Genomic DNA, 18,995 nt, shown 5'->3' on the forward strand with positions numbered 1-18,995 from the left:
CGGCGCGCTCGCGGGGGGCGGCGCGTTATCATGGGGCCACAGGCGTCGACCCGGCCATCACCGGTGAGCCTCCGGAAGAACAGGTCCCGCGGCGCGGGACCCCAGTAGAACCGGACGGGTAGGCCCGTCACAGCCGTGTCGAGCGGTCGCCGCTCGGGTGCCCACAGCGCCCGACGACGGCAAGCGGGGTGGTACCGCGGCTCGCCTTCTCCCTCGGGAACCAGGGAGGGGTGGTCGTCCTCGCACGAGCACGTCCCGGACCACCGCCTGCCACTCACGATGGAGCCACTGAGCCATGGCCTACCCTCTGCACCGCACCGACGACACCGCCCCTGACGGTCAGGGCCACCAGATCCCCGCCAGCCCCCACCTGCCCGCGCTCGAGCGTGGCGTGCTGTCGTACTGGTCCAAGGACGACACGTTCCGAGCGTCGATCGAGCACCGTGAGGCGGGCCAGGACGGCGACAACGAGTTCGTCTTCTACGACGGCCCGCCGTTCGCGAACGGCCTGCCGCACTACGGCCACCTCCTGACCGGATACGCCAAGGACGTCGTGCCGCGCTACATGACGATGCGCGGCAAGCGCGTCGAGCGCAGGTTCGGCTGGGACACGCACGGCCTGCCGGCCGAGCTCGAGGCCGAGCGCGTGCTGGGCATCACCGACAAGTCCCAGATCGAGGCCATGGGCATCGCCGCGTTCAACGAGGCCTGCCGCGAGTCCGTGCTCAAGTACACGGACGAGTGGAAGGAGTACGTGACGCGCCAGGCGCGCTGGGTCGACTTCGCGAACGACTACAAGACGCTCGACATCACCTTCATGGAGTCGGTGATCTGGGCGTTCAAGCGCCTGTACGACAAGGGGCTCGCGTACGAGGGCTACCGCGTGCTGCCGTACTGCTGGCGCGACGAGACGCCGCTGTCGAACCACGAGCTGCGCATGGACGACGACGTGTACCAGTCGCGCCAGGACCCGGCGCTCACGGTCGGGTTCCGGCTCTCCGCCGACGTCACGGACGGCGTCGCCGCAGCCGCAGCCGGTGCCCTCGTCCTCGTGTGGACCACGACCCCCTGGACGCTGCCCTCGAACCTGGCGGTCGCCGTCGGGCCGGACGTCGACTACGTCGTGGTGCGCGCCGGTGCCAGCTCGGCCGTGGCCGGTGACACGGTCGTGCTCGCGGCCGCCCGGCTGGGCGCCTACACCAAGGAGCTCGGGGAGGACGCCGAGGTCCTGGCGACCGTCAAGGGCGCCGACCTCGCCGGGCTGCGCTACACGCCGGCCTTCGACTACTTCACGGACCGTTCGGCCGAGGGCTGGCCGAACGCGCACCAGGTTCTCGTGGCCGACTTCGTGACGACCGAGGACGGCACCGGTGTGGTCCACCTGGCTCCGGCCTTCGGTGAGGACGACATGGCCGTGTGCGACGCCGCGGGCATCGTGCCCGTCGTGCCCGTCGACGCCCGGGGGCGCTTCACCAACGCGGTCCCGGACTACGCGGGCGAGCAGGTCTTCGACGCCAACCCCAAGGTCATCAAGGACCTCAAGGAGGGCACGGGCCCGCTCGCACGCGTCGCGGTCGCCTCGCGTGCCGTCGTGCTGCGCCACGAGACCTACCAGCACTCCTACCCGCACTGCTGGCGCTGCCGGAACCCCCTGATCTACAAGGCGGTCTCGAGCTGGTTCGTGCGCGTGACCGAGTTCCGCGACCGCATGGTCGAGCTCAACCAGGACATCACCTGGACGCCCGAGCACATCCGTGACGGCCAGTTCGGCAAGTGGCTCGCGGGTGCTCGCGACTGGTCCATCTCGCGCAACCGCTACTGGGGCACGCCCATCCCCGTGTGGGTCTCGGACGACGCGAACTACCCGCGCATCGACGTCTACGGCTCGCTCGCCGAGCTCGAGGCCGACTTCGGCGTGCCCGTCACGGACCTGCACCGCCCGTTCATCGACGACCTGACGCGCCCCAACCCGGACGACCCGACCGGGAAGTCCGTCATGCGCCGCATCCCCGACGTCCTGGACGTGTGGTTCGACTCGGGCTCCATGCCGTTCGCGCAGGTGCACTACCCGTTCGAGAACGCGGACTGGTTCGAGCACCACTACCCGGGCGACTTCATCGTCGAGTACATCGGCCAGACCCGCGGCTGGTTCTACACGCTGCACGTCCTGGCCACGGCCCTGTTCGACCGCCCGGCGTTCCGTTCGGCCGTCTCGCACGGGATCGTGCTCGGCTCGGACGGGCGCAAGATGAGCAAGTCGCTGCGCAACTACCCGGACGTCTCCGAGGTCCTGGACCGGGACGGCTCCGACGCGATGCGCTGGTTCCTCATGAGCTCGCCCATCCTGCGCGGCGGGAACCTCATCGTGACCGAGGAGGGCATCCGCGACTCGGTGCGCCAGGTGCTGCTGCCGCTGTGGAGCACGTACTACTTCTTCACGCTCTACTCGAACAACGCGAACGGCGGCGCGGGATACACCGCGCAGCGCGTGGCACCGGAGCGCGTCGCGGACCTCCCGGCCCTCGACCGCTACCTGCTGGCCCGCACGCACGACCTGGTCGACGCCGTGACGACCCAGCTCGACGCCTACGACATCGCGGGCGCGTGCGAGAGCGTCCGTGAGCACCTCGACGTGCTGACGAACTGGTACGTCCGCACGCAGCGCGACCGCTTCTGGGACGAGGACGCGGACGCGTTCGACACGCTGTGGACGGCCCTCGAGGTCCTCACGCGCGTCATGGCGCCGCTCGCGCCCCTGCTCTCCGAGGAGGTCTGGCGCGGGCTCACGGGCGGGCGCAGCGTGCACCTGACCGACTGGCCGAGCGTCACGGCGCAGGAGACGGCCGAGACCCCCGCCGACTCGCTCGCGGGCGTCCTGGTCGCCGACGACGCGCTCGTCGCCTCGATGGACCTGGTCCGCTCGGTGGCGTCCCTCTCGCTCGGGCTGCGCAAGGCGCACTCGCTGCGCGTGCGTCAGCCGCTGAGCACGCTGACCGTCGTGACCGAGGACCCTGCCGCGCTCACGCCCTACGCCGACCTCCTGGCTCGCGAGCTCAACGTCAAGACGGTGCGCTTCCTCGACCTGGAGTCGGGCGCGGCCGACGAGTTCGGCGTCTCGCAGAAGCTCACGGTCAACGCGCGGGCCGCCGGACCGCGCCTGGGCCGCGGTGTCCAGGCGGTCATCAAGGCCGCCAAGGCGGGTTCGTGGCGCGTGGGCGACGACGGCTTCGTCGTCGTAGATACGCCCGACGGCGACGTGCCGCTGCTCGGCTCGGAGTACGAGCTGACGACCGTCGTGCTCGCCGAGCAGGGCCACGACGAGGTCGACCCGGCGGCGCCGTCGATCGCGGCGGCCGTGCTGCCCACGGGCGGGTTCGTGGTCCTCGACCTCGAGCTGAACGACGCGCTCCTGGCCGAGGGGTACGCACGCGACATCGTGCGCGAGGTCCAGGACGCCCGCAAGGCCGCCGGCCTCGAGGTCTCCGACCGGATCGACCTGTCGCTCTCGGTGCCGGGGCCCTGGCAGGGCGCGGTCGAGGACCACCGCGAGCTCATCGCGGGCGAGACCCTCGCCGTGAGCGTCACGATCGACCTGTCGCCGACCGACGAGCGCAGCGTGCTCGTCGCCAAGGCGTCGCCCACCGCGTCGTCCGACCAGACCGACGGGGCGCAGGCATGAGCGGCCTCCGCGTGGGCCGGGGTGCCGGCGAGCGCCCCGGCGACAAGGACGCCCGGCGCCCGGGCGGCGCCGCACACCAGCGCACCGCCGAGGAGACCGCCGCGCTCGAGGACCTGGCCACGGTGTACGCGCACATCATGGACCGGGCCCCCGAGCACGACATCGACCCGACGCTCGACCGCGTGCAGCGGGTCCTCGAGCTCCTGGGCGACCCCCAGAAGGCGTACCGGACCGTCCACATCACGGGGACCAACGGCAAGACCTCGACCTCGCGCATGGTCGAGCGGCTCGTGCGCGAGCACGGCCTGCGGACCGGTCGCTTCACGAGCCCGCACCTGACGTCGGTCACCGAGCGCATCGCGATCGACGGCGAGCCCGTGAGCCCCGCGCGCTTCGTCGAGATCTGGGAGGACGTCGCGCCCTACGTCGGCGTGGTCGACCGGGAGTCGCAGGAGGCTGGCGGGCCGCGGCTGAGCTTCTTCGAGGTACTCACGGTCATGGCCTTCGCCGCGTTCGCCGACGCCCCCGTGGACGTCGCGATCGTCGAGGTGGGCATGGGCGGCAGCTGGGACTCGACCAACGTCGTGGACGGCGACGTCGCGATCGTGACCCCCATCTCGATCGACCACACGCGCTGGCTCGGCCACACGATCGAGGAGATCGCGACCGAGAAGGCCGGGATCGTCAAGGAGGGCGCGGTCGTCGTGCTCGCCGAGCAGAGCGACGTGGCCGAGGCCATCGTGATCGAGAGGGCCGCCGCCAAGGACGCCCGCGTCCTGCGCGAGGGGCAGGACATCGCGGTCGCGGGACGGACACCGGCGGTCGGGGGACAGGTCGTCGACCTGCGCACCCCGGCGGGTCTGTACACACAGATCTTCATGCCCATGATCGGCGAGCACCAGGCGCACAACGCCCTGCTCGCGCTGTCCGCGACCGAGGCGCTGCTCTCGGGCGGCCGTGCGCTCGACGGAGGGGTTGTCGAGGCCGCGTTCGGCGACGTGTCGTCGCCCGGTCGGCTCGAGGTCCTGCGGTCGAGCCCGACCGTGATCGTCGACGCGGCCCACAACCCTGCAGGGGCCGAGGCGCTCGTCGCGGCCGTCGACGAGGCGTTCGAGTTCGAGCGCCTCATCGGGGTCGTCGCGATCATGGGGGACAAGGACTCCGAGCAGATCCTCTCGGTGCTCGAGCCCGTCCTCGCCGAGATCGTCGTCACGCGCAACTCGGCCGAACGGTCGGCCGACCCGACCGACCTCGCCGAGATCGCGATCGACGTCTTCGGCGAGGACCGCGTCCACACCGCGGAGCGCCTCGACGAGGCGCTCGCGATCGCGGTCGACCTGGCCGAGCGCGACGACTCGGTCGGCGTGGGCGTCGGGACAGGGGTCCTCGTGACCGGGTCCGTGATCACCGCGGCCGACGTGCGGATCCTGCTCGGGCGCGGCTGAGGTCTTCTGCACGACCACCGCGCAGGGCGCCCCTCGAGCGAGGGGCGCCCTGCGTCGTCGGGAGACCGGAGGCACCCGGGACCACGGGACGCCCCGCCCTGCGTGCCGGGCGCCGCGCGGAGGTGTTTGATGGGGGGACGGGCACCGGGGGCACGCGTCACCGGTGCGCGAGCAGTGCACGCGGCCGCCCGGTGCCGCAGCAGTCCGACGAAGGGATGCGCCATGAAGAAGCTGCTCAACGACCCGCAGGACGCGGTCACGGAGTCGCTCGACGGGTTCGAGCTGGCTCACGCCGACCTGGTCGAGGTCCACCGCGCGCCGCTGTACGTCTCGCGCGCGGGTGGTGCGGTGCCCGGCAAGGTCGGCCTCGTCAGCGGGGGCGGCGCAGGGCACGAACCCCTGCACGCGGGCTTCGTGGGCGCCGGGATGCTCGACGCCGCCGTGCCCGGCGCGGTGTTCACCTCGCCCACGCCGGACCAGATCGTGCCCGCGATCCTGGGGGCGGACTCGGGGGCGGGCGTGCTCGCGATCGTCAAGAACTACACGGGCGACGTGCTCAACTTCGAGACCGCGCTCGAGCTCGTCGAGGCCGAGGGAACGCAGGCAGCGAGCATCCTCGTCAACGACGACGTCGCCGTCGAGGACTCGCTCTACACGGCCGGGCGGCGCGGGGTGGCCGGGACCGTCGCGGTCGAGAAGATCGCCGGGGCCGCCGCGGACCGCGGTGACGACCTGGGCAAGGTCACCGAGATCGCCGGCCGGGTCGTCGCGAACGTCCGGTCCATGGGGGTCGCGCTGAGCGCCTGCACCGTGCCGCACGTGGGCAAGCCCAGCTTCGACCTCGGTGACGACGAGATCGAGATCGGGATCGGGATCCACGGTGAACCGGGCAGACACCGCATCCCTCTGGCCTCCGCGGACGAGATCACGGGCATGCTCGTCGACGCCGTGGCGGAGGACCTGCGGCTCGAGGGCGGCGAGCGAGTGTTGCTGTTCGTTAACGGTATGGGTGGTACGCCCCAGTCCGAGCTCTACGTCGTCTATCGTCAGGCGAGGAGGCTGCTCGAGGCGCGCGGCGTGGCGGTCACCCGCTCGCTCGTGGGCAACTACGTCACCTCGCTGGAGATGCAGGGGGCCTCGGTCACCGTGCTCCGGCTGGACGACGAGCTGACCGCGCTCTGGGACGCGCCCGTGCACACCGCCGCTCTGCGGTGGTGACTCCGGCCGACCCCCGAGAGCCGGGGGACGGCGCCCCGGGGCGATTCTCGCGAACCGCCCCGGGCCAGTAGGGAAAGGGCGATTGATGACGCTGGACGTTGCGTGGGCTGTGCGCTGGATGAGGGACGCTGCGACGATGATCGTGTCGGCGCGGGACGAGCTCACCGAGCTGGACCGTCAGATCGGCGACGGCGACCACGGCGAGAACCTGAACCGGGGGTTCCAGGCGGTCGTCGCCAAGCTCGACGGGCTGGAGGCCGAGCCGGCGCAGATCGGTGACGTGCTCAAGCTCGTGGCGACGACGCTCATGTCCTCGGTCGGCGGCGCGTCGGGGCCGCTCTACGGCACCGCCTTCCTGCGCGCGGCCAAGGTCACGGGGCTGGCGGAGCTCGACTCCTCGGCCGTCGTCGCCCTGCTCGAGGGGGCGCTCGAGGGCATCACGGCGCGCGGCAAGGCCGCGCCCGGGGAGAAGACCATGGTCGACGCCTGGCAGCCCGCGGTCGACGCCGCGGTCGCCGCCGCGGACTCCGGAGCGGATCCCGTCGGCGTCCTCGAGGCGGCGCTCGCCGCAGCCGAGGCGGGGGCTCTCGCGACGGTCCCCCTGCTCGCGACCAAGGGGCGCGCGAGCTACCTGGGCGAACGCAGCATCGGGCACCAGGACCCGGGTGCGACGTCGACCGTCGTGATCCTGCGGGCTGCGGTCGCGGCGGCCACCGCTCCCGGTGAATGATTGCCCGATGACTACCCCACAGGTCGGCGATCGCGCACGGATCGCCCTGGTGCTCGTGTCCCACTCGGCCCGTCTCGCACAGGGAGCCGCCGAGCTCGCGGCCCAGATGGCTCCCGGCGTGCTGCTCCTGCCCGCAGGCGGCACGGACGACGGCAGCCTGGGCACGAGCTACGACGTGGTGGCGACCGCGGTCGGTGAAGGCCTCGTGGGGACCGAGGGGGTCGTGGTGCTCGCCGACCTGGGGTCGGCGGTCATGACGATCGAGTCGGTCATCGAGCTCGACGACACTCTCGACGGTCGGGTCGTCCTCGCGGACGCCCCGTTCGTCGAGGGGGCCGTCGCCGCGGCCGTGACGGCGCACGGCGGAGGCAGTCTCGCCGAGGTGCTCGCCTCGGCCGAGGCCGCTGGGAGCACGTTCGCACAGAGCGCGCCCGGAGCCGGGGGGCAGTTCGTCCCGGCCGCCGGGCCGGCCGACCAGCTCGCGGGCGCTGCGGGAATCGAGGACGACTCGCCGGGCGCCCCGCGGGCGGTCACCCTGCGCAACCCGCTCGGCCTGCACGCCCGTCCGGCGGCGATCCTCGCCCGGCTCGTCGCGGGCTACGACGCGAAGGTCACCATCAACGGTGTCAACGCCGCGAGCGTGCTCGAGATGATGAAGCTGGGTGCGACCGGCGGACGGGAGCTCGTGATCGCGGCCGAGGGTCCGCAGGCGAACGAGGCCCGGGACGCGGCCCTCGCCGCGGTCGAGGGGGGCTTCGGCGAGGTCTGACGCCCCGGTTCGTCCCTCGCCCGGTCGTGGGTCAGGAGCGCCCCGTCCGTGACCGGCGTCACGCAAATACTGCATTGCCTGCAAAGTTGCACGACGTGTAACGTTTCGGCTGTGCAGAACCTTGTCGAGCCCTCCGCGGTCCCCACCGGGCTGCGTGAGCGCAAGAAGCGCGAGCGCCGCGAGGCGCTCATCGACGCCGCCCAGACCCTCGTGCTCGAGCGGGGCCTGGACGAGGTCACGGTCGAGGACGTCTGCACCTCGATCGGCGTCTCGACACGGACCTTCTTCAACTACTTCGCGTCGAAGGACGACGCGGTGCTCGGGGTCGAGGACTTCTCCCCGTCCCCCGACGCCGTCGCCGCCTTCGTCGCGGGCGGCCCCACGGGGGACCTGCTGGACGACCTCCAGGCGCTCGTCACCGACCTGCTCGCCCACCAGGTCATGTCCCTCGACCGGGTGCACCGGGCGATCACGCTCGTCGAGCGCGAGCCCCGGCTCCTCGCCCGCCACATGTGGTGGATCGAGAACCTGCGCACGGGCCTCATCGACGTGTTCGACCGCCGCCGTGCCGACCACCCGTTCGTCCCCGAGCCCGAGCTTCTCGCCATGGTCGTGATGAGCCTCCTGCGCACCACGACCCTCGAGTGGGAGCGCCTCGGGCGCACGGGCGAACCGGTCGACCACCTCGGCTCGGTCGTCGCCCAGCTCCGCGCGCTCGTCTGCCCGGGGTCCGCTCCGGGCTGACGCGCGCGCACCTCGCACGACCCCTCTCGCTCTCCTTCGCACCCGCGGTCCGCGTCCGCCGGGTGACTGTCCACCGACCTGAACGGATACCTCATGTCCTCCTCCCGCTCCACGACGCCGGCCCCGCCGGCCGGGGCCGGCGCGTCTCCCGCGGAGAGCGGCAAGCCGCTCATCGTGCTGACGCAGCGCACCGTCTGGCTCATCTTCGGTGCGCTCATGGCCTCGATGTTCCTGTCCTCGCTCGACCAGTCGATCGTCGGCACCGCGATGCCGACCATCGTCGGTGAGCTGCACGGGGTCGAGCACCAGGGCTGGGTCATCACGGCCTACATCCTGGCCATCGCGATCGTCATGCCGCTCTACGGCAAGTTCGGCGACCTGTGGGGTCGTCGCTGGCCGTTCCTCGTCGCGATCGGCCTGTTCACCGTCGCGTCCGCGGGTGCGGGCTTCGCGCAGACCTTCCCGGAGCTCGTCGCGTGGCGCGCCGTCCAGGGCCTGGGCGGCGGTGGCCTCATGATCCTGTCGCAGGCGATCATCGCCGACATCGTCCCCGCCAAGGACCGCGGGAAGTACATGGGCCCCATGGGAGCCCTGTTCGGCATCGCGGCCGTCATCGGCCCGCTCCTGGGTGGATGGTTCACCGAGGGACCCGGCTGGCGCTGGGCCTTCTGGATCAACGTCCCGATCGGCATCGCGGCGTTCCTGGTCGCATGGTTCACGCTCAAGCTCCCGAGCCACCGTTCGGGGCGCAAGATCGACGTCGCCGGCATCTTCTTCCTCGTCGTCGGTACGTCCGGGATCGTCCTGCTCACGAGCTGGGAGTCGCTCACCACGAGCACGGGCTACGACTGGTCCGACCCCAAGCTCCTGGGCATGGTCGTCGCGACGCTCGCGTCGATCGCGCTGTTCGTCGTGGTCGAGAACCGCGCGCAGGAGCCGCTGCTCCCGCTGCACCTGTTCAAGAACCGCACGTTCACGATCGCGACCCTCATCGGCCTCGTGCTCGGGATGGGCATGTTCTCCGCGCTCGCGTTCCTGCCGACGTTCCTGCAGATGTCGACCGGCGCCGGAGTGACCGAGTCCGGCTTCCTCATGCTGCCCATGATGGTCGGTGTCATGATCACCGCGATCGGTTCAGGTTTCGCGATCACCAAGACCGGGCGCTACAAGATCTACCCCGTCGCCGGGCTCGCCATCACGACCGCGGGCATCATCTGGCTCACCACCATCACGGGTGACATGTCCATGGTGCTGTTCGGCGCCATGATCTTCGTCATGGGTGCCGGCATGGGGCTGGTCATGCAGACGATCGTGCTGGCCGTCCAGAACTCCGTGGACCCCCACGAGATCGGGACCGCGACGAGCGCGAACAACTTCTTCCGCGAGATCGGCGCGGCCGTCGGTACGGCCCTGTTCAGCACGATCTTCACGACCCGGCTGTCGGCGAACCTCGCCGACGTCATCCCCGGTGGTGCGGCCACGGGCGGGGGAGAGGCCTCGAGCCTGACCCCCGCCGCCGTCCAGGCGCTCCCGGAGCCGGTCAAGACGGGCGTCATCGACGCGTTCACGAACGCTCTCGCCCCGGCGTTCTGGTACCTGGTCCCGCTCGTCGTCGTGGGCTTCGTGCTCGCGCTGTTCCTCAAGGAGGTCAAGCTCTCGGGCGAGGCCGGCATGGTCGCTCGTGGCGAGGCGATCGCGGACCCGAAGGGCGGGCCCGCCGACGAGGCGCAGGACGCCCCGGTGCGTGACGCCGTCGGGCCGGACGGGGCGAGCATCCCGCCGGGAGAGGACCCGACGGGCGCCCCCGGCCGGCAGGGCGCCCCGGTAAACTGAAGCGCGTGAGCTCCAGCATCGAACCGGCCGACAAGCCGGCAGAGCAGGCCCGGCCCGCCGCGTCCTCCGCCCCCTCGGGCGAGGACGCGGCGGCCCCGCCCCGCATCAAGGCCAAGAAGTCCGCGAAGGTCCAGTTCACGTCGACGACGCTGCTGCTGGAGGCGTTCCTCGTGCTGTTCGCGACCCTCGTCGCGTACGGCCTGCGGACCGTGCCCTACGCGTGGCCGGACCGGATGCAGGTGCCCTCGGGCCCGGCGATCTGGATCGTGGGCGGGACGCTCATGGTCGTGCTGATCCTCCTCAGCCGCATGGTCGGCGGGCCGGGCGGGTACGTCGCGGGCTCGGTCGTGCAGCTCCCCGTGATCGCGTGCGGCTTCGCGGTGCCGCTGATGTTCCTGGTCGGGGGCATCTTCGTGGTCCTGTGGATCGTGTCGCTGCGGCTCGGCGGACGGATCGACCGCGAGCGTGCGGCCTACGACGCCGAGCACCCGGAGACCGCACCGAACATGTGAGGACGCCCGGTAGGGTCGTGCGCATGACTGATGTTGCAGCCCCCGTCGTCGCCGACGCGCTCTCCGAGACCATCGAGCGCACCCTCGTCCTCGTCAAGCCCGACGGCGTCCGTCGCGGCCTGTCGGGAGAGATCCTCCGCCGCGTCGAGGCCAAGGGGTACACCCTGGCCGCCGTCCAGCTCCTGGACGCCACCCCCGAGCTCCTCGCGGCGCACTACGCCGAGCACGAGGGCAAGCCGTTCTTCGCCCCGCTCGTCGACTTCATGCTCTCCGGCCCGATCCTCGCGGTCGTGGCCGAGGGGCAGGGCGTCATCCCGGGCTTCCGCTCGCTCGCCGGCACGACCGACCCCACCGCGGCCGCCCCCGGCACCATCCGTGGTGACCTGGGTCGCGACTGGGGCCTGAAGGTCCAGCAGAACCTGGTCCACGGCTCGGACTCCCCGGAGTCCGCGGCCCGCGAGATCGCGCTCTGGTTCCCCGGTCTCTGAGCCCCCTCGCACCGCTCGCAGGCGCCCCCGTCGACGGACGGGGGCGCCTGTCTTCGTCGGCGTGGAGCGCGGGGAGGGACGAGGGTGGGGGCGCGGGTCGTGGCGGGCCTGGCGGGAGGTCGCGAGGGACGAGCGGTCGGGTGGAAGAACCGCGGCCCCACCCCCGTCCTCGCCCTCAGCACCACCGCCTCCCCGTCTCACCCGCAGATCCGCACTAGGCTCTGACCCGTGCACCTCAAGACCCTGACCCTCCGCGGGTTCAAGTCGTTCGCGTCGGCGACGACCCTGCGCTTCGAGCCCGGGGTGACGTGCGTCGTCGGGCCGAACGGTTCGGGCAAGTCGAACGTGGTCGACGCCCTGTCCTGGGTCATGGGGGAGCAGGGCGCCAAGTCCCTGCGTGGCGGCAAGATGGAGGACGTCATCTTCGCGGGCACGGCGGGGCGCCCGCCGCTCGGCCGCGCCGAGGTGTCGCTGACGATCGACAACACGGACGGCGCGCTGCCGATCGACTACTCCGAGGTGACGATCTCTCGGACGCTGTTCCGCAACGGCGGGTCGGAGTACGCGATCAACGGCTCGTCGTGCCGGCTGCTGGACATCCAGGAGCTCCTCTCGGACTCTGGCATCGGGCGAGAGATGCACGTGATCGTGGGGCAGGGGCAGCTCGACGCGGTGCTGCGTGCGACGCCCGAGGAGCGACGCGGCTTCATCGAGGAGGCCGCCGGGGTCCTCAAGCACCGCAAGCGCAAGGAGAAGGCGCTGCGCAAGCTCGACGCGATGCAGGCGAACCTCACGCGGCTCGGGGACCTGACGGCGGAGATCCGGCGTCAGCTCGGGCCGCTCGGACGCCAGGCGCAGATCGCGCGCAAGGCGCAGGTCGTGCAGCGGGACCTGCGCGACGCGCGGGCGCGGCTGCTCGCGGACGACCTCGCGCAGCTCACGGCGACCCTCGAGCAGGAGATCGCGGACGAGTCGGCGCTGCGGGCGCGGCAGGCCGAGGTCGAGCGATCGCTCGCCACGGCACGCGAGGCGCTGGGAACGCTCGAGGCGCAGGCCGCGGCGGCGGCCCCGGCCCTGGCCCGGGCGAGCGACGTCTGGTACCGGTTGTCGTCGCTCCAGGAGCGCCTGGGCGGGACCCGGACGCTCGCGGCGGAGCGGCTGCGCTTGCTGGGGCGGCCGGAGACCGTCCAGCGAGGCCAGGACCCGAACGACCTCGACGCCCAGGCGGCGCGAGCGCGGGCCGCGGAGCAGGAGCTCGAGTCGGAGGTCGCCGTCGCACGGGCGACGCTCGAGTCGGCCGTGGCCGAGCGGACCGCGGTCGAGGCGCAGGCGCAGACGGCGGAGCGGGCGCTCGCGACGCTGCTGCGCGGTGCGGCGGACCGTCGCGAGGGACTGGCCCGGCTGGCCGGCCAGGTCGCGGCGCGCCGGTCCCGCGTCGAGGCGACCGAGGCCGAGATCGGGCGTCTGCGGGAGAGCCTCGCGGAGACCGAGCGACGCGGGAACCAAGCGAACCTCGAGTTCGCGTCCCTCGAGACGCAGGTCGTGGGCGTCGAGGAGGGCGAGGAGGGCCTGGACGCCGAGCACGAGGAGGCGGCCGACGCCGTCGAGCGGACCGCGGCCGTGGTCACGGGGCTGCGTGCCGAGGAGCAGACCGCCGACCGTGACCGGGCGACGTGGAGCGCGCGCGTCGAGGCGCTCGAGATGAGCCTGGTCCGCAAGGACGGGGCGGGCGCGCTGCTGGCGGCAGACGGTGTGGCCGCGCTCGGGTCGTTGGCGGCGCTGCTGAGCATCGACGCGGGGTACGAGGACGCGATCGCGGCGGCGCTCGGCCCGGCCGCGGACGCGGTCGCGGTCGAGAGCCTCGAGGCGGCGGTCGACGCGCTGCGTCACCTGCGGCAGGAGGACGCGGGGCGGGCGAGCCTCGTGGTCGGCGGGGGAGCGGGCCCTGCGTCGGCGGCGAGGAGCGGCGCGGCCGCGACGAGCCTGCCCGACGGCGCCGCGTGGGCCGCGCAGGTGGTGACGCCCGCGCGCTCGGTCGCCGTGGCGGTCGAGCTCCTGCTCGACGGGGTGGTCGTCGTCGAGGACCTGGCCCAGGCACGTGCTCTCGTGGCGGTGTCGCCCGAGGTCACGGCGGTCACGAAGAGCGGGGACCTGCTCGGCGCGCACGGCGCGTGGGGCGGCTCGGCGACCGCGCCGAGCGTGCTGCACCTGCAGTCGGCCCTGGACGAGGCCCAGGCGGCCCGCGACGACGCGATCGCTCGCGGTGAGCGGACACGGTTCGCGCTCGTGGGGGCGCTCGAGGACGCCGAGGAGGCGCAGCAGCGCTACGACGCGACCCTGGAACGGCTCAACGAGTCCGATGCAGCGCTCGCCGCGGTCGCCGAGCAGCTCGGGCACCTGGGAGCCACGGCCCGTGCGGCCGCTGCCGAGTCGGCCCGGGTCCGGGCGAACCTCGAGAAGGCCCAGGTCACGCTCGTGGCCGAGCAGGCCGAGCTCGAGACCCTGGTCGCTCGGCACGACGAGGCCGAGGCGGCACCGGAGCAGACCGAGGAGTCGGTCGCGGCGGCGACCGCCGCCCGGGACGAGGCCAACGGCCTGGCGACCGCCGCACGCGCGGCCGAGACCGAGGCACGCCTCGCGCTGCGTACGAGCGAGGAGCGGGCCCGTGCACTGACCGGGCGGGCTCAGTCACTGGCCCGGGCGGCGGCGACCGAGCGGGCAGCGCGCGAGCGGGCCGCGGCGCGCGAGGCCGCCCGGGTGCGTCAGGCGGCCCGTGCGGAGGCCGTGCGCGACGGAGCCGAGACGGCGCTGGCGGCGATCGAGCGGTCGCTCGCACGCGCTCGTGACGAGCGGGACGCTGCCGAGGTCGCCCGGGGAGAGCTCGACGCGGCAGTGACCGCCCGTCGCTCCGAGGTCGACGTGCTCGCGGCACAGCTACGGGAGCTGACCGACGTCGCGCACCGCGACGAGGTGGCCCGGACGCAGCAGCAGCTGCGGATCGAGCAGCTCCAGGAGCGCAGCGTCACCGAACTCGGCCTGGACCCGGAGGTCCTGCTCGACGAGTTCGGTCCCGACCGGCCCGTCCCCGTCCTCGCGGAGGACGGCACCGTGCGCGAGGACGAGGACGGCGAGCCCGTGAGCGAGCCCTACGTCCGGGCGGCGCAGGAGAAGCGCCTGCGCTCGGCCGAGCGTGCCCTCGGGCAGCTCGGGAAGGTCAACCCCCTCGCGCTCGAGGAGTTCGCCGCGCTCGAGGAGCGTCACACGTTCCTCACGACCCAGCTCGCGGACCTCAAGAAGTCCCGGGCCGACCTGCTGGAGATCGTCCGCGAGATCGACGAGCGCGTCGAGCAGGTCTTCACCGAGGCCTACCACGACACCGCGGAGCAGTTCGTGCACGTCTTCGGGCGGATGTTCCCCGGGGGCGAGGGGCGCCTGGTGCTGACCGACCCCGCGAACATGCTCACGACCGGCATCGAGGTCGAGGCCCGCCCGGCGGGAAAGAAGGTCAAGCGGCTGTCGCTGCTGTCCGGCGGCGAGCGCTCGTTGACCGCGGTCGCGCTCCTCGTCGCGATCTTCAAGGCCCGCCCGAGCCCGTTCTACGTCATGGACGAGGTCGAGGCCGCGCTCGACGACGTCAACCTGGGGCGTCTGCTCGAGATCTTCCGTGAGCTCCAGGAGGACTCGCAGCTCATCGTCATCACGCACCAGAAGCGGACCATGGAGATCGCGGACGCGCTGTACGGGGTCACGATGCGAGGCGACGGCGTCACGACCGTCATCAGCCAACGGCTGCGCGACGAGGTCGGCGTGTGACCGACGTCTCGGGTGGCCCGGCGCTCGGCCCCCGTGCCGACCGCTCGGGGCCCACGATTCGTGAACCGCACGATCTCGCGGGTCCTGCGGTGTGAAGATGCTGTATCGATCATCGGACTCGCCGGGCTCGGTCGGTGCTCACCCGGTCGTCCCGGTGATACTTGACGGATGCTCTGGATGTTCGTGTTCCTCGGGATCGCGCTCGTGGCGGCCGTCGTGGTCTTCCTGTTCGCGAGCGTCGTCACGCGCATCGACGACCGCAACGAGCGCCAGGGACCTCCGGTCGGCATCAAGGGGTTCTGGCGCGACTTCCGCTCGGGGCTGTCGAGCTGGCGCCGACGGTCGGACGAGGACCGCGAGGCAGCCTCGGCGACACCCGTCGACACCGGCATGGAAGAGTTCTTCGCCGCGACCGAGGTCGTCGACCCGGCCTACATGGACGCCGACGAGATCACCGACGCACTGCACCGGGCTCGTGAGCGGGCCACGCACACGCTCCACGTGGCCACCGTCCGGCGTCCGCACACCGGCGCCGTGCGTTCGGTCCCTGCGACGCCCCCTCCGGGACCGGCCGCTCCCCAGGACTGAGCGTGCCACCCGGGCGCGGTGAACGCTCGGCCCGCCGTCCGGCGCCGCCGCCCGACTCCGCTGACCCCGCCGCCCGCACGTCGCGCTCGGATTTGAGAGACTGCGACGGTGAACGATCTCCTCTGGCTCTGGATCACCCTCGCCGTCCTCGTCGTCGCCTCGGTCGGCTTCGTCGGATTCCGCCGTCGCCCAGGTGCGCGCGCCACCCTTCCGCCCCCCACGCCGGGCAGCAGCCCCGACGAGCTCCCTACGACCGAGGGAGAGCCCCTGCCAGGGGCCGTGGCCACGGTCGAGGCACCGGCCGACCTGGAGGCCCCGCCCGCGGTCGAGGTCCCCGAGGCAGTCGGGGGCCGGCTCGCCCGGCTGCGCGGCCGCCTGGCCCGGTCGGGTTCGCCGCTCGGCTCCAAGCTGCTCGCGGTGCTCTCGCGCGACCACCTGACCGAGGACGACTGGGACGAGCTCGAGGAGACGCTGCTGCTGGCCGACGTCGGGGCCGGCCCGGCGGGAGAGCTCATCGAGTCTCTGCGCACGCGCGTGCGGGTCCTGGGCGTCCGTGACCCCGCGAGCGTCCGCGCGCTGCTGCGCGAGGAGCTCGTCGCCCTCGTCGACCCGAGCCTGGACCGCTCGCTCGCCACGGACCCGCAGACGGCCGACGACGGTTCCCGGCTCCCCGCCGTCGTGCTCGTCGTCGGGGTCAACGGCACGGGCAAGACGACGACCGTGGGCAAGCTCGCCCGCGTCCTGGTGGCGGAGGACCGCACGGTCGTGCTCGGCGCGGCCGACACGTTCCGCGCTGCGGCCGCCGACCAGCTCGAGACGTGGGGCGCCCGCGTCGGCGTGCGCACGGTGCGCTCCGACCGCGACGGGGCGGACCCGGCCGCGGTCGCGTTCGACGCGGTCCGCACGGGCCGGTCAGAGGGAGTCGACGTCGTGCTCGTCGACACGGCCGGCCGCCTCCAGAACAAGGCGGGTCTCATGGACGAGCTCGGCAAGATCCGGCGCGTGATCACCAAGGAGGCACCGCTCTCCGAGGTCCTGCTGGTCCTGGACGCCACGACGGGCCAGAACGGCCTCAACCAGGCACGGGTCTTCGGCGAGATCGCGGGCGTCACGGGCATCGTGCTGACCAAGCTCGACGGCACGGCCAAGGGCGGCATCGTCGTCGCGGTCCAGCGTGAGCTGGGCGTGCCGGTCAAGCTCGTGGGCCTGGGGGAGGGCCCGGACGACCTGGCGCCGTTCGACCCGCAGGAGTTCATCGACGGGCTGCTGGGCGACTGACGTCGCCCGTGGCGACCACGTCCCGGGGGCGGGCGGCCCCCGGGACGGCCCCGGACCCGCCGGGAAACGCAACGTTTACACACGAGTGCTCCCCGTTACACCTCCGTCACCCCGCGCGCGTCGCGGGGAAACCCCGCTGTCCGAGTCTTGACCTGTCCGGCCGCCCGGCTGGCGAGGTGAGAGGCGACAGCGCATGCCCTTCGAACTTGACACTGGAAACACGGCCTGGCTCCTGACGTCGGCCGCCCTGGTGCTGCTGATGACCCCGGCCCTGGCGTTCTTCTACGGCGGCATGGTCCGCGGCAAGAGCGTCCTGAACATGATGATGATGAGCTTCGGCGCGATCGCCGTCGTCGGGATCATCTGGGTGCTGTGGGGCTACTCGATGACCTTCGGGTCCGACGTGGCGGGGGTCTTCGGCAACCCGACGGAGTTCTTCGGACTGGCCCCCCTGACAGACGACGCGAACAGCCTCCTGGCGGGCAGCGGCGTCCCGGCCCTCGTGGCGGCGGGGTTCCAGGCCACCTTCGCGATCATCACGGTCGCTCTGATCAGCGGTGCGATCGCCGACCGCGCCCGCTTCGGCGCCTGGCTCGTCTTCGCGGGCGTCTGGGTGACCCTGGTCTACTTCCCGCTCGCCCACATGGTGTGGGGCGGCGGCCTCCTCGGTGCCGGCGAGAACGGCATCGCGGCGGCGATCTACGGCGTGACCGACGGGATCGCCAACGTGGCCCCCATCGACTTCGCCGGTGGCACGGTCGTCCACATCAACGCCGGTGTCGCGGGCCTGGTGCTCGCGCTGATCATCGGCAAGCGCAAGGGCTTCGGCAAGGAGCCCATGCGTCCGCACAACCTCCCGTTCGTGATGCTGGGCGCAGCGCTCCTGTGGTTCGGCTGGTTCGGGTTCAACGCCGGCTCCGCAGGTGCCGCCAACGAGGTCGCCGGCCTGGCCTGGGTCAACACGACGGTCGCGACGTGCGCGGCGATGGGGGCCTGGCTCGTCACCGAGCGCCTGCGTGACGGGCACGCCACGAGCCTGGGTGCCGCGTCGGGCGTCGTCGCGGGCCTGGTCGCCATCACGCCGGCCGCCGCCGCGGTCAACCCGATCGGTGCGATCGCCCTGGGTGCCGTCGCCGGTGTCCTGTGCGCCCTCGCGGTCGGCCTCAAGTACCGCTTCGGCTACGACGACTCGCTCGACGTCGTCGGGGTCCACCTGGTCGGTGGCCTGGTCGGTACCGTCCTGATCGGCCTGCTGGGCACCGACACGGGCCTGCTCTACGGCGGCGGGATCGACCAGCTGGTGATCCAGGTCGTCATCGCGCTGGCCGCCGTGATCTTCTCCGGTGCGCTCACGTTCGTCATCGGGTTCGTCATCAAGGTGACGATGGGCTGGCGGATCAGCGAGGAGGCCGAGGTCGGCGGCATCGACCTGGCTGAGCACGGAGAGACCGCATACGAGACCATCGCACAGGGTCGTGTCATCCAGGAGGTCAGGGCATGAAGCTCGTCACAGGAATCATCCAGCCGCACCGTCTCGACGACGTGAAGTCGGCGCTCGAGGCAGCAGGGGTCCGCGGCATGACGGTCAGCGAGGCCAGCGGCTACGGCCGGCAGAAGGGGCACACCGAGGTCTACCGCGGTGCCGAGTACACCGTGGACCTGGTCCCGAAGGTCCGCGTCGAGATCCTCGTGGACGACGAGGACGCCTCGACGGTCACCGAGGTCGTCGTCAAGGCGGCTCAGACCGGTCGCATCGGTGACGGGAAGGTCTGGACCGTCACGGTCGACGACGTCGCACGTGTCCGCACCGGCGAGCACGGACCGGGTGCCCTGTAGGGCGACCGGTCGGGCCGGGCGGCACGAACAGCGACGACGGGGCACGGCGGGGGCGACGGAAG

At 72.3% G+C, this 18,995-nt stretch carries 14 protein-coding genes; all 14 read left to right on the forward strand.

Annotated elements, in window-relative coordinates; translation table 11 throughout:
- Positions 1 to 295 precede the first annotated feature (295 nt).
- The 14 genes from ileS to ACZDYF_RS05655 all read left to right on the forward strand — a co-directional run bounded on the left by ileS (position 296) and on the right by ACZDYF_RS05655 (position 18,933).
- The gene (gene ileS / locus ACZDYF_RS05590; RefSeq protein ID WP_475054498.1) at positions 296 to 3,679 is read left to right on the forward strand and encodes an isoleucine--tRNA ligase; all 3,384 of its coding nucleotides are present in this window, start codon (positions 296 to 298) and stop codon (positions 3,677 to 3,679) included.
- Complete coding sequence (locus tag ACZDYF_RS05595; protein ID WP_475054501.1) at positions 3,676 to 5,124, forward strand: bifunctional folylpolyglutamate synthase/dihydrofolate synthase; 1,449 nt, start codon at positions 3,676 to 3,678, stop codon at positions 5,122 to 5,124. The genes ileS and ACZDYF_RS05595 overlap by 4 nt, the downstream gene beginning before the upstream one ends.
- Positions 5,125 to 5,346: 222 nt before the next feature.
- The gene (gene dhaK / locus ACZDYF_RS05600; RefSeq protein WP_191790569.1) at positions 5,347 to 6,342 is read left to right on the forward strand and encodes a dihydroxyacetone kinase subunit DhaK; all 996 of its coding nucleotides are present in this window, start codon (positions 5,347 to 5,349) and stop codon (positions 6,340 to 6,342) included.
- Between the two features lie 85 nt (positions 6,343 to 6,427).
- On the forward strand, positions 6,428 to 7,072 hold the full coding sequence (gene dhaL, locus ACZDYF_RS05605) for a dihydroxyacetone kinase subunit DhaL (RefSeq protein ID WP_364073739.1): 645 nt from the start codon (positions 6,428 to 6,430) through the stop codon (positions 7,070 to 7,072).
- Between the two features lie 7 nt (positions 7,073 to 7,079).
- Positions 7,080 to 7,841, forward strand: coding sequence for a dihydroxyacetone kinase phosphoryl donor subunit DhaM (gene dhaM / locus ACZDYF_RS05610; protein ID WP_475054506.1), 762 nt, complete (start codon positions 7,080 to 7,082; stop codon positions 7,839 to 7,841).
- 111 nt (positions 7,842 to 7,952) lie between these two features.
- On the forward strand, positions 7,953 to 8,585 hold the full coding sequence (locus ACZDYF_RS05615; protein ID WP_191790572.1) for a TetR/AcrR family transcriptional regulator: 633 nt from the start codon (positions 7,953 to 7,955) through the stop codon (positions 8,583 to 8,585).
- Between the two features lie 93 nt (positions 8,586 to 8,678).
- Positions 8,679 to 10,418 (forward strand): MDR family MFS transporter, encoded by a 1,740-nt coding sequence (locus ACZDYF_RS05620; protein WP_475054509.1) that lies wholly within the window; start codon positions 8,679 to 8,681, stop codon positions 10,416 to 10,418.
- A 5-nt stretch (positions 10,419 to 10,423) separates the two neighbouring features.
- Positions 10,424 to 10,930, forward strand: coding sequence for a DUF4233 domain-containing protein (locus ACZDYF_RS05625; protein WP_307824042.1), 507 nt, complete (start codon positions 10,424 to 10,426; stop codon positions 10,928 to 10,930).
- Between the two features lie 23 nt (positions 10,931 to 10,953).
- The gene (ndk, locus tag ACZDYF_RS05630; protein ID WP_138824817.1) at positions 10,954 to 11,418 is read left to right on the forward strand and encodes a nucleoside-diphosphate kinase; all 465 of its coding nucleotides are present in this window, start codon (positions 10,954 to 10,956) and stop codon (positions 11,416 to 11,418) included.
- A 228-nt stretch (positions 11,419 to 11,646) separates the two neighbouring features.
- The gene (smc, locus tag ACZDYF_RS05635) at positions 11,647 to 15,231 is read left to right on the forward strand and encodes a chromosome segregation protein SMC (RefSeq protein ID WP_475054513.1); all 3,585 of its coding nucleotides are present in this window, start codon (positions 11,647 to 11,649) and stop codon (positions 15,229 to 15,231) included.
- 168 nt (positions 15,232 to 15,399) lie between these two features.
- Positions 15,400 to 15,819, forward strand: a complete 420-nt coding sequence (locus ACZDYF_RS05640; RefSeq protein WP_191790575.1) for a hypothetical protein — start codon at positions 15,400 to 15,402, stop codon at positions 15,817 to 15,819.
- A 108-nt stretch (positions 15,820 to 15,927) separates the two neighbouring features.
- Positions 15,928 to 17,097 carry a signal recognition particle-docking protein FtsY gene (gene ftsY, locus ACZDYF_RS05645; RefSeq protein ID WP_475054516.1) on the forward strand — a complete coding sequence of 390 codons (1,170 nt, stop codon included), beginning with the start codon at positions 15,928 to 15,930 and terminating at the stop codon, positions 17,095 to 17,097.
- A gap of 193 nt (positions 17,098 to 17,290) precedes the next feature.
- Positions 17,291 to 18,598, forward strand: coding sequence for an ammonium transporter (locus tag ACZDYF_RS05650; RefSeq protein WP_191790577.1), 1,308 nt, complete (start codon positions 17,291 to 17,293; stop codon positions 18,596 to 18,598).
- Entirely contained in the window at positions 18,595 to 18,933 is a 339-nt protein-coding gene (locus tag ACZDYF_RS05655) for a P-II family nitrogen regulator (RefSeq protein ID WP_191790578.1), read from the forward strand. Before ACZDYF_RS05650 ends, ACZDYF_RS05655 begins: the two co-directional genes overlap by 4 nt.
- Positions 18,934 to 18,995: the final 62 nt, after the last annotated feature.

The sequence above is a fragment of the Oerskovia sp. PE-21s genome (assembly GCF_056158145.1).

Bases quoted from the DNA above. Each gene is read 5' to 3' on its own strand.
- ACZDYF_RS05620 (WP_475054509.1), top strand. From the start codon at position 8,679: ATGTCCTCCTCCCGCTCCACGACGCCGGCCCCGCCGGCCGGGGCCGGC.
- ACZDYF_RS05640 (WP_191790575.1), top strand. From the start codon at position 15,400: ATGCTCTGGATGTTCGTGTTCCTCGGGATCGCGCTCGTGGCGGCCGTC.
- ACZDYF_RS05655 (WP_191790578.1), top strand. From the start codon at position 18,595: ATGAAGCTCGTCACAGGAATCATCCAGCCGCACCGTCTCGACGACGTG.
- ndk (WP_138824817.1), top strand. From the start codon at position 10,954: ATGACTGATGTTGCAGCCCCCGTCGTCGCCGACGCGCTCTCCGAGACC.
- dhaK (WP_191790569.1), top strand. From the start codon at position 5,347: ATGAAGAAGCTGCTCAACGACCCGCAGGACGCGGTCACGGAGTCGCTC.
- ACZDYF_RS05595 (WP_475054501.1), top strand. From the start codon at position 3,676: ATGAGCGGCCTCCGCGTGGGCCGGGGTGCCGGCGAGCGCCCCGGCGAC.
- ACZDYF_RS05650 (WP_191790577.1), top strand. From the start codon at position 17,291: ATGCCCTTCGAACTTGACACTGGAAACACGGCCTGGCTCCTGACGTCG.
- ileS (WP_475054498.1), top strand. From the start codon at position 296: ATGGCCTACCCTCTGCACCGCACCGACGACACCGCCCCTGACGGTCAG.
- dhaM (WP_475054506.1), top strand. From the start codon at position 7,080: ATGACTACCCCACAGGTCGGCGATCGCGCACGGATCGCCCTGGTGCTC.
- dhaL (WP_364073739.1), top strand. From the start codon at position 6,428: ATGACGCTGGACGTTGCGTGGGCTGTGCGCTGGATGAGGGACGCTGCG.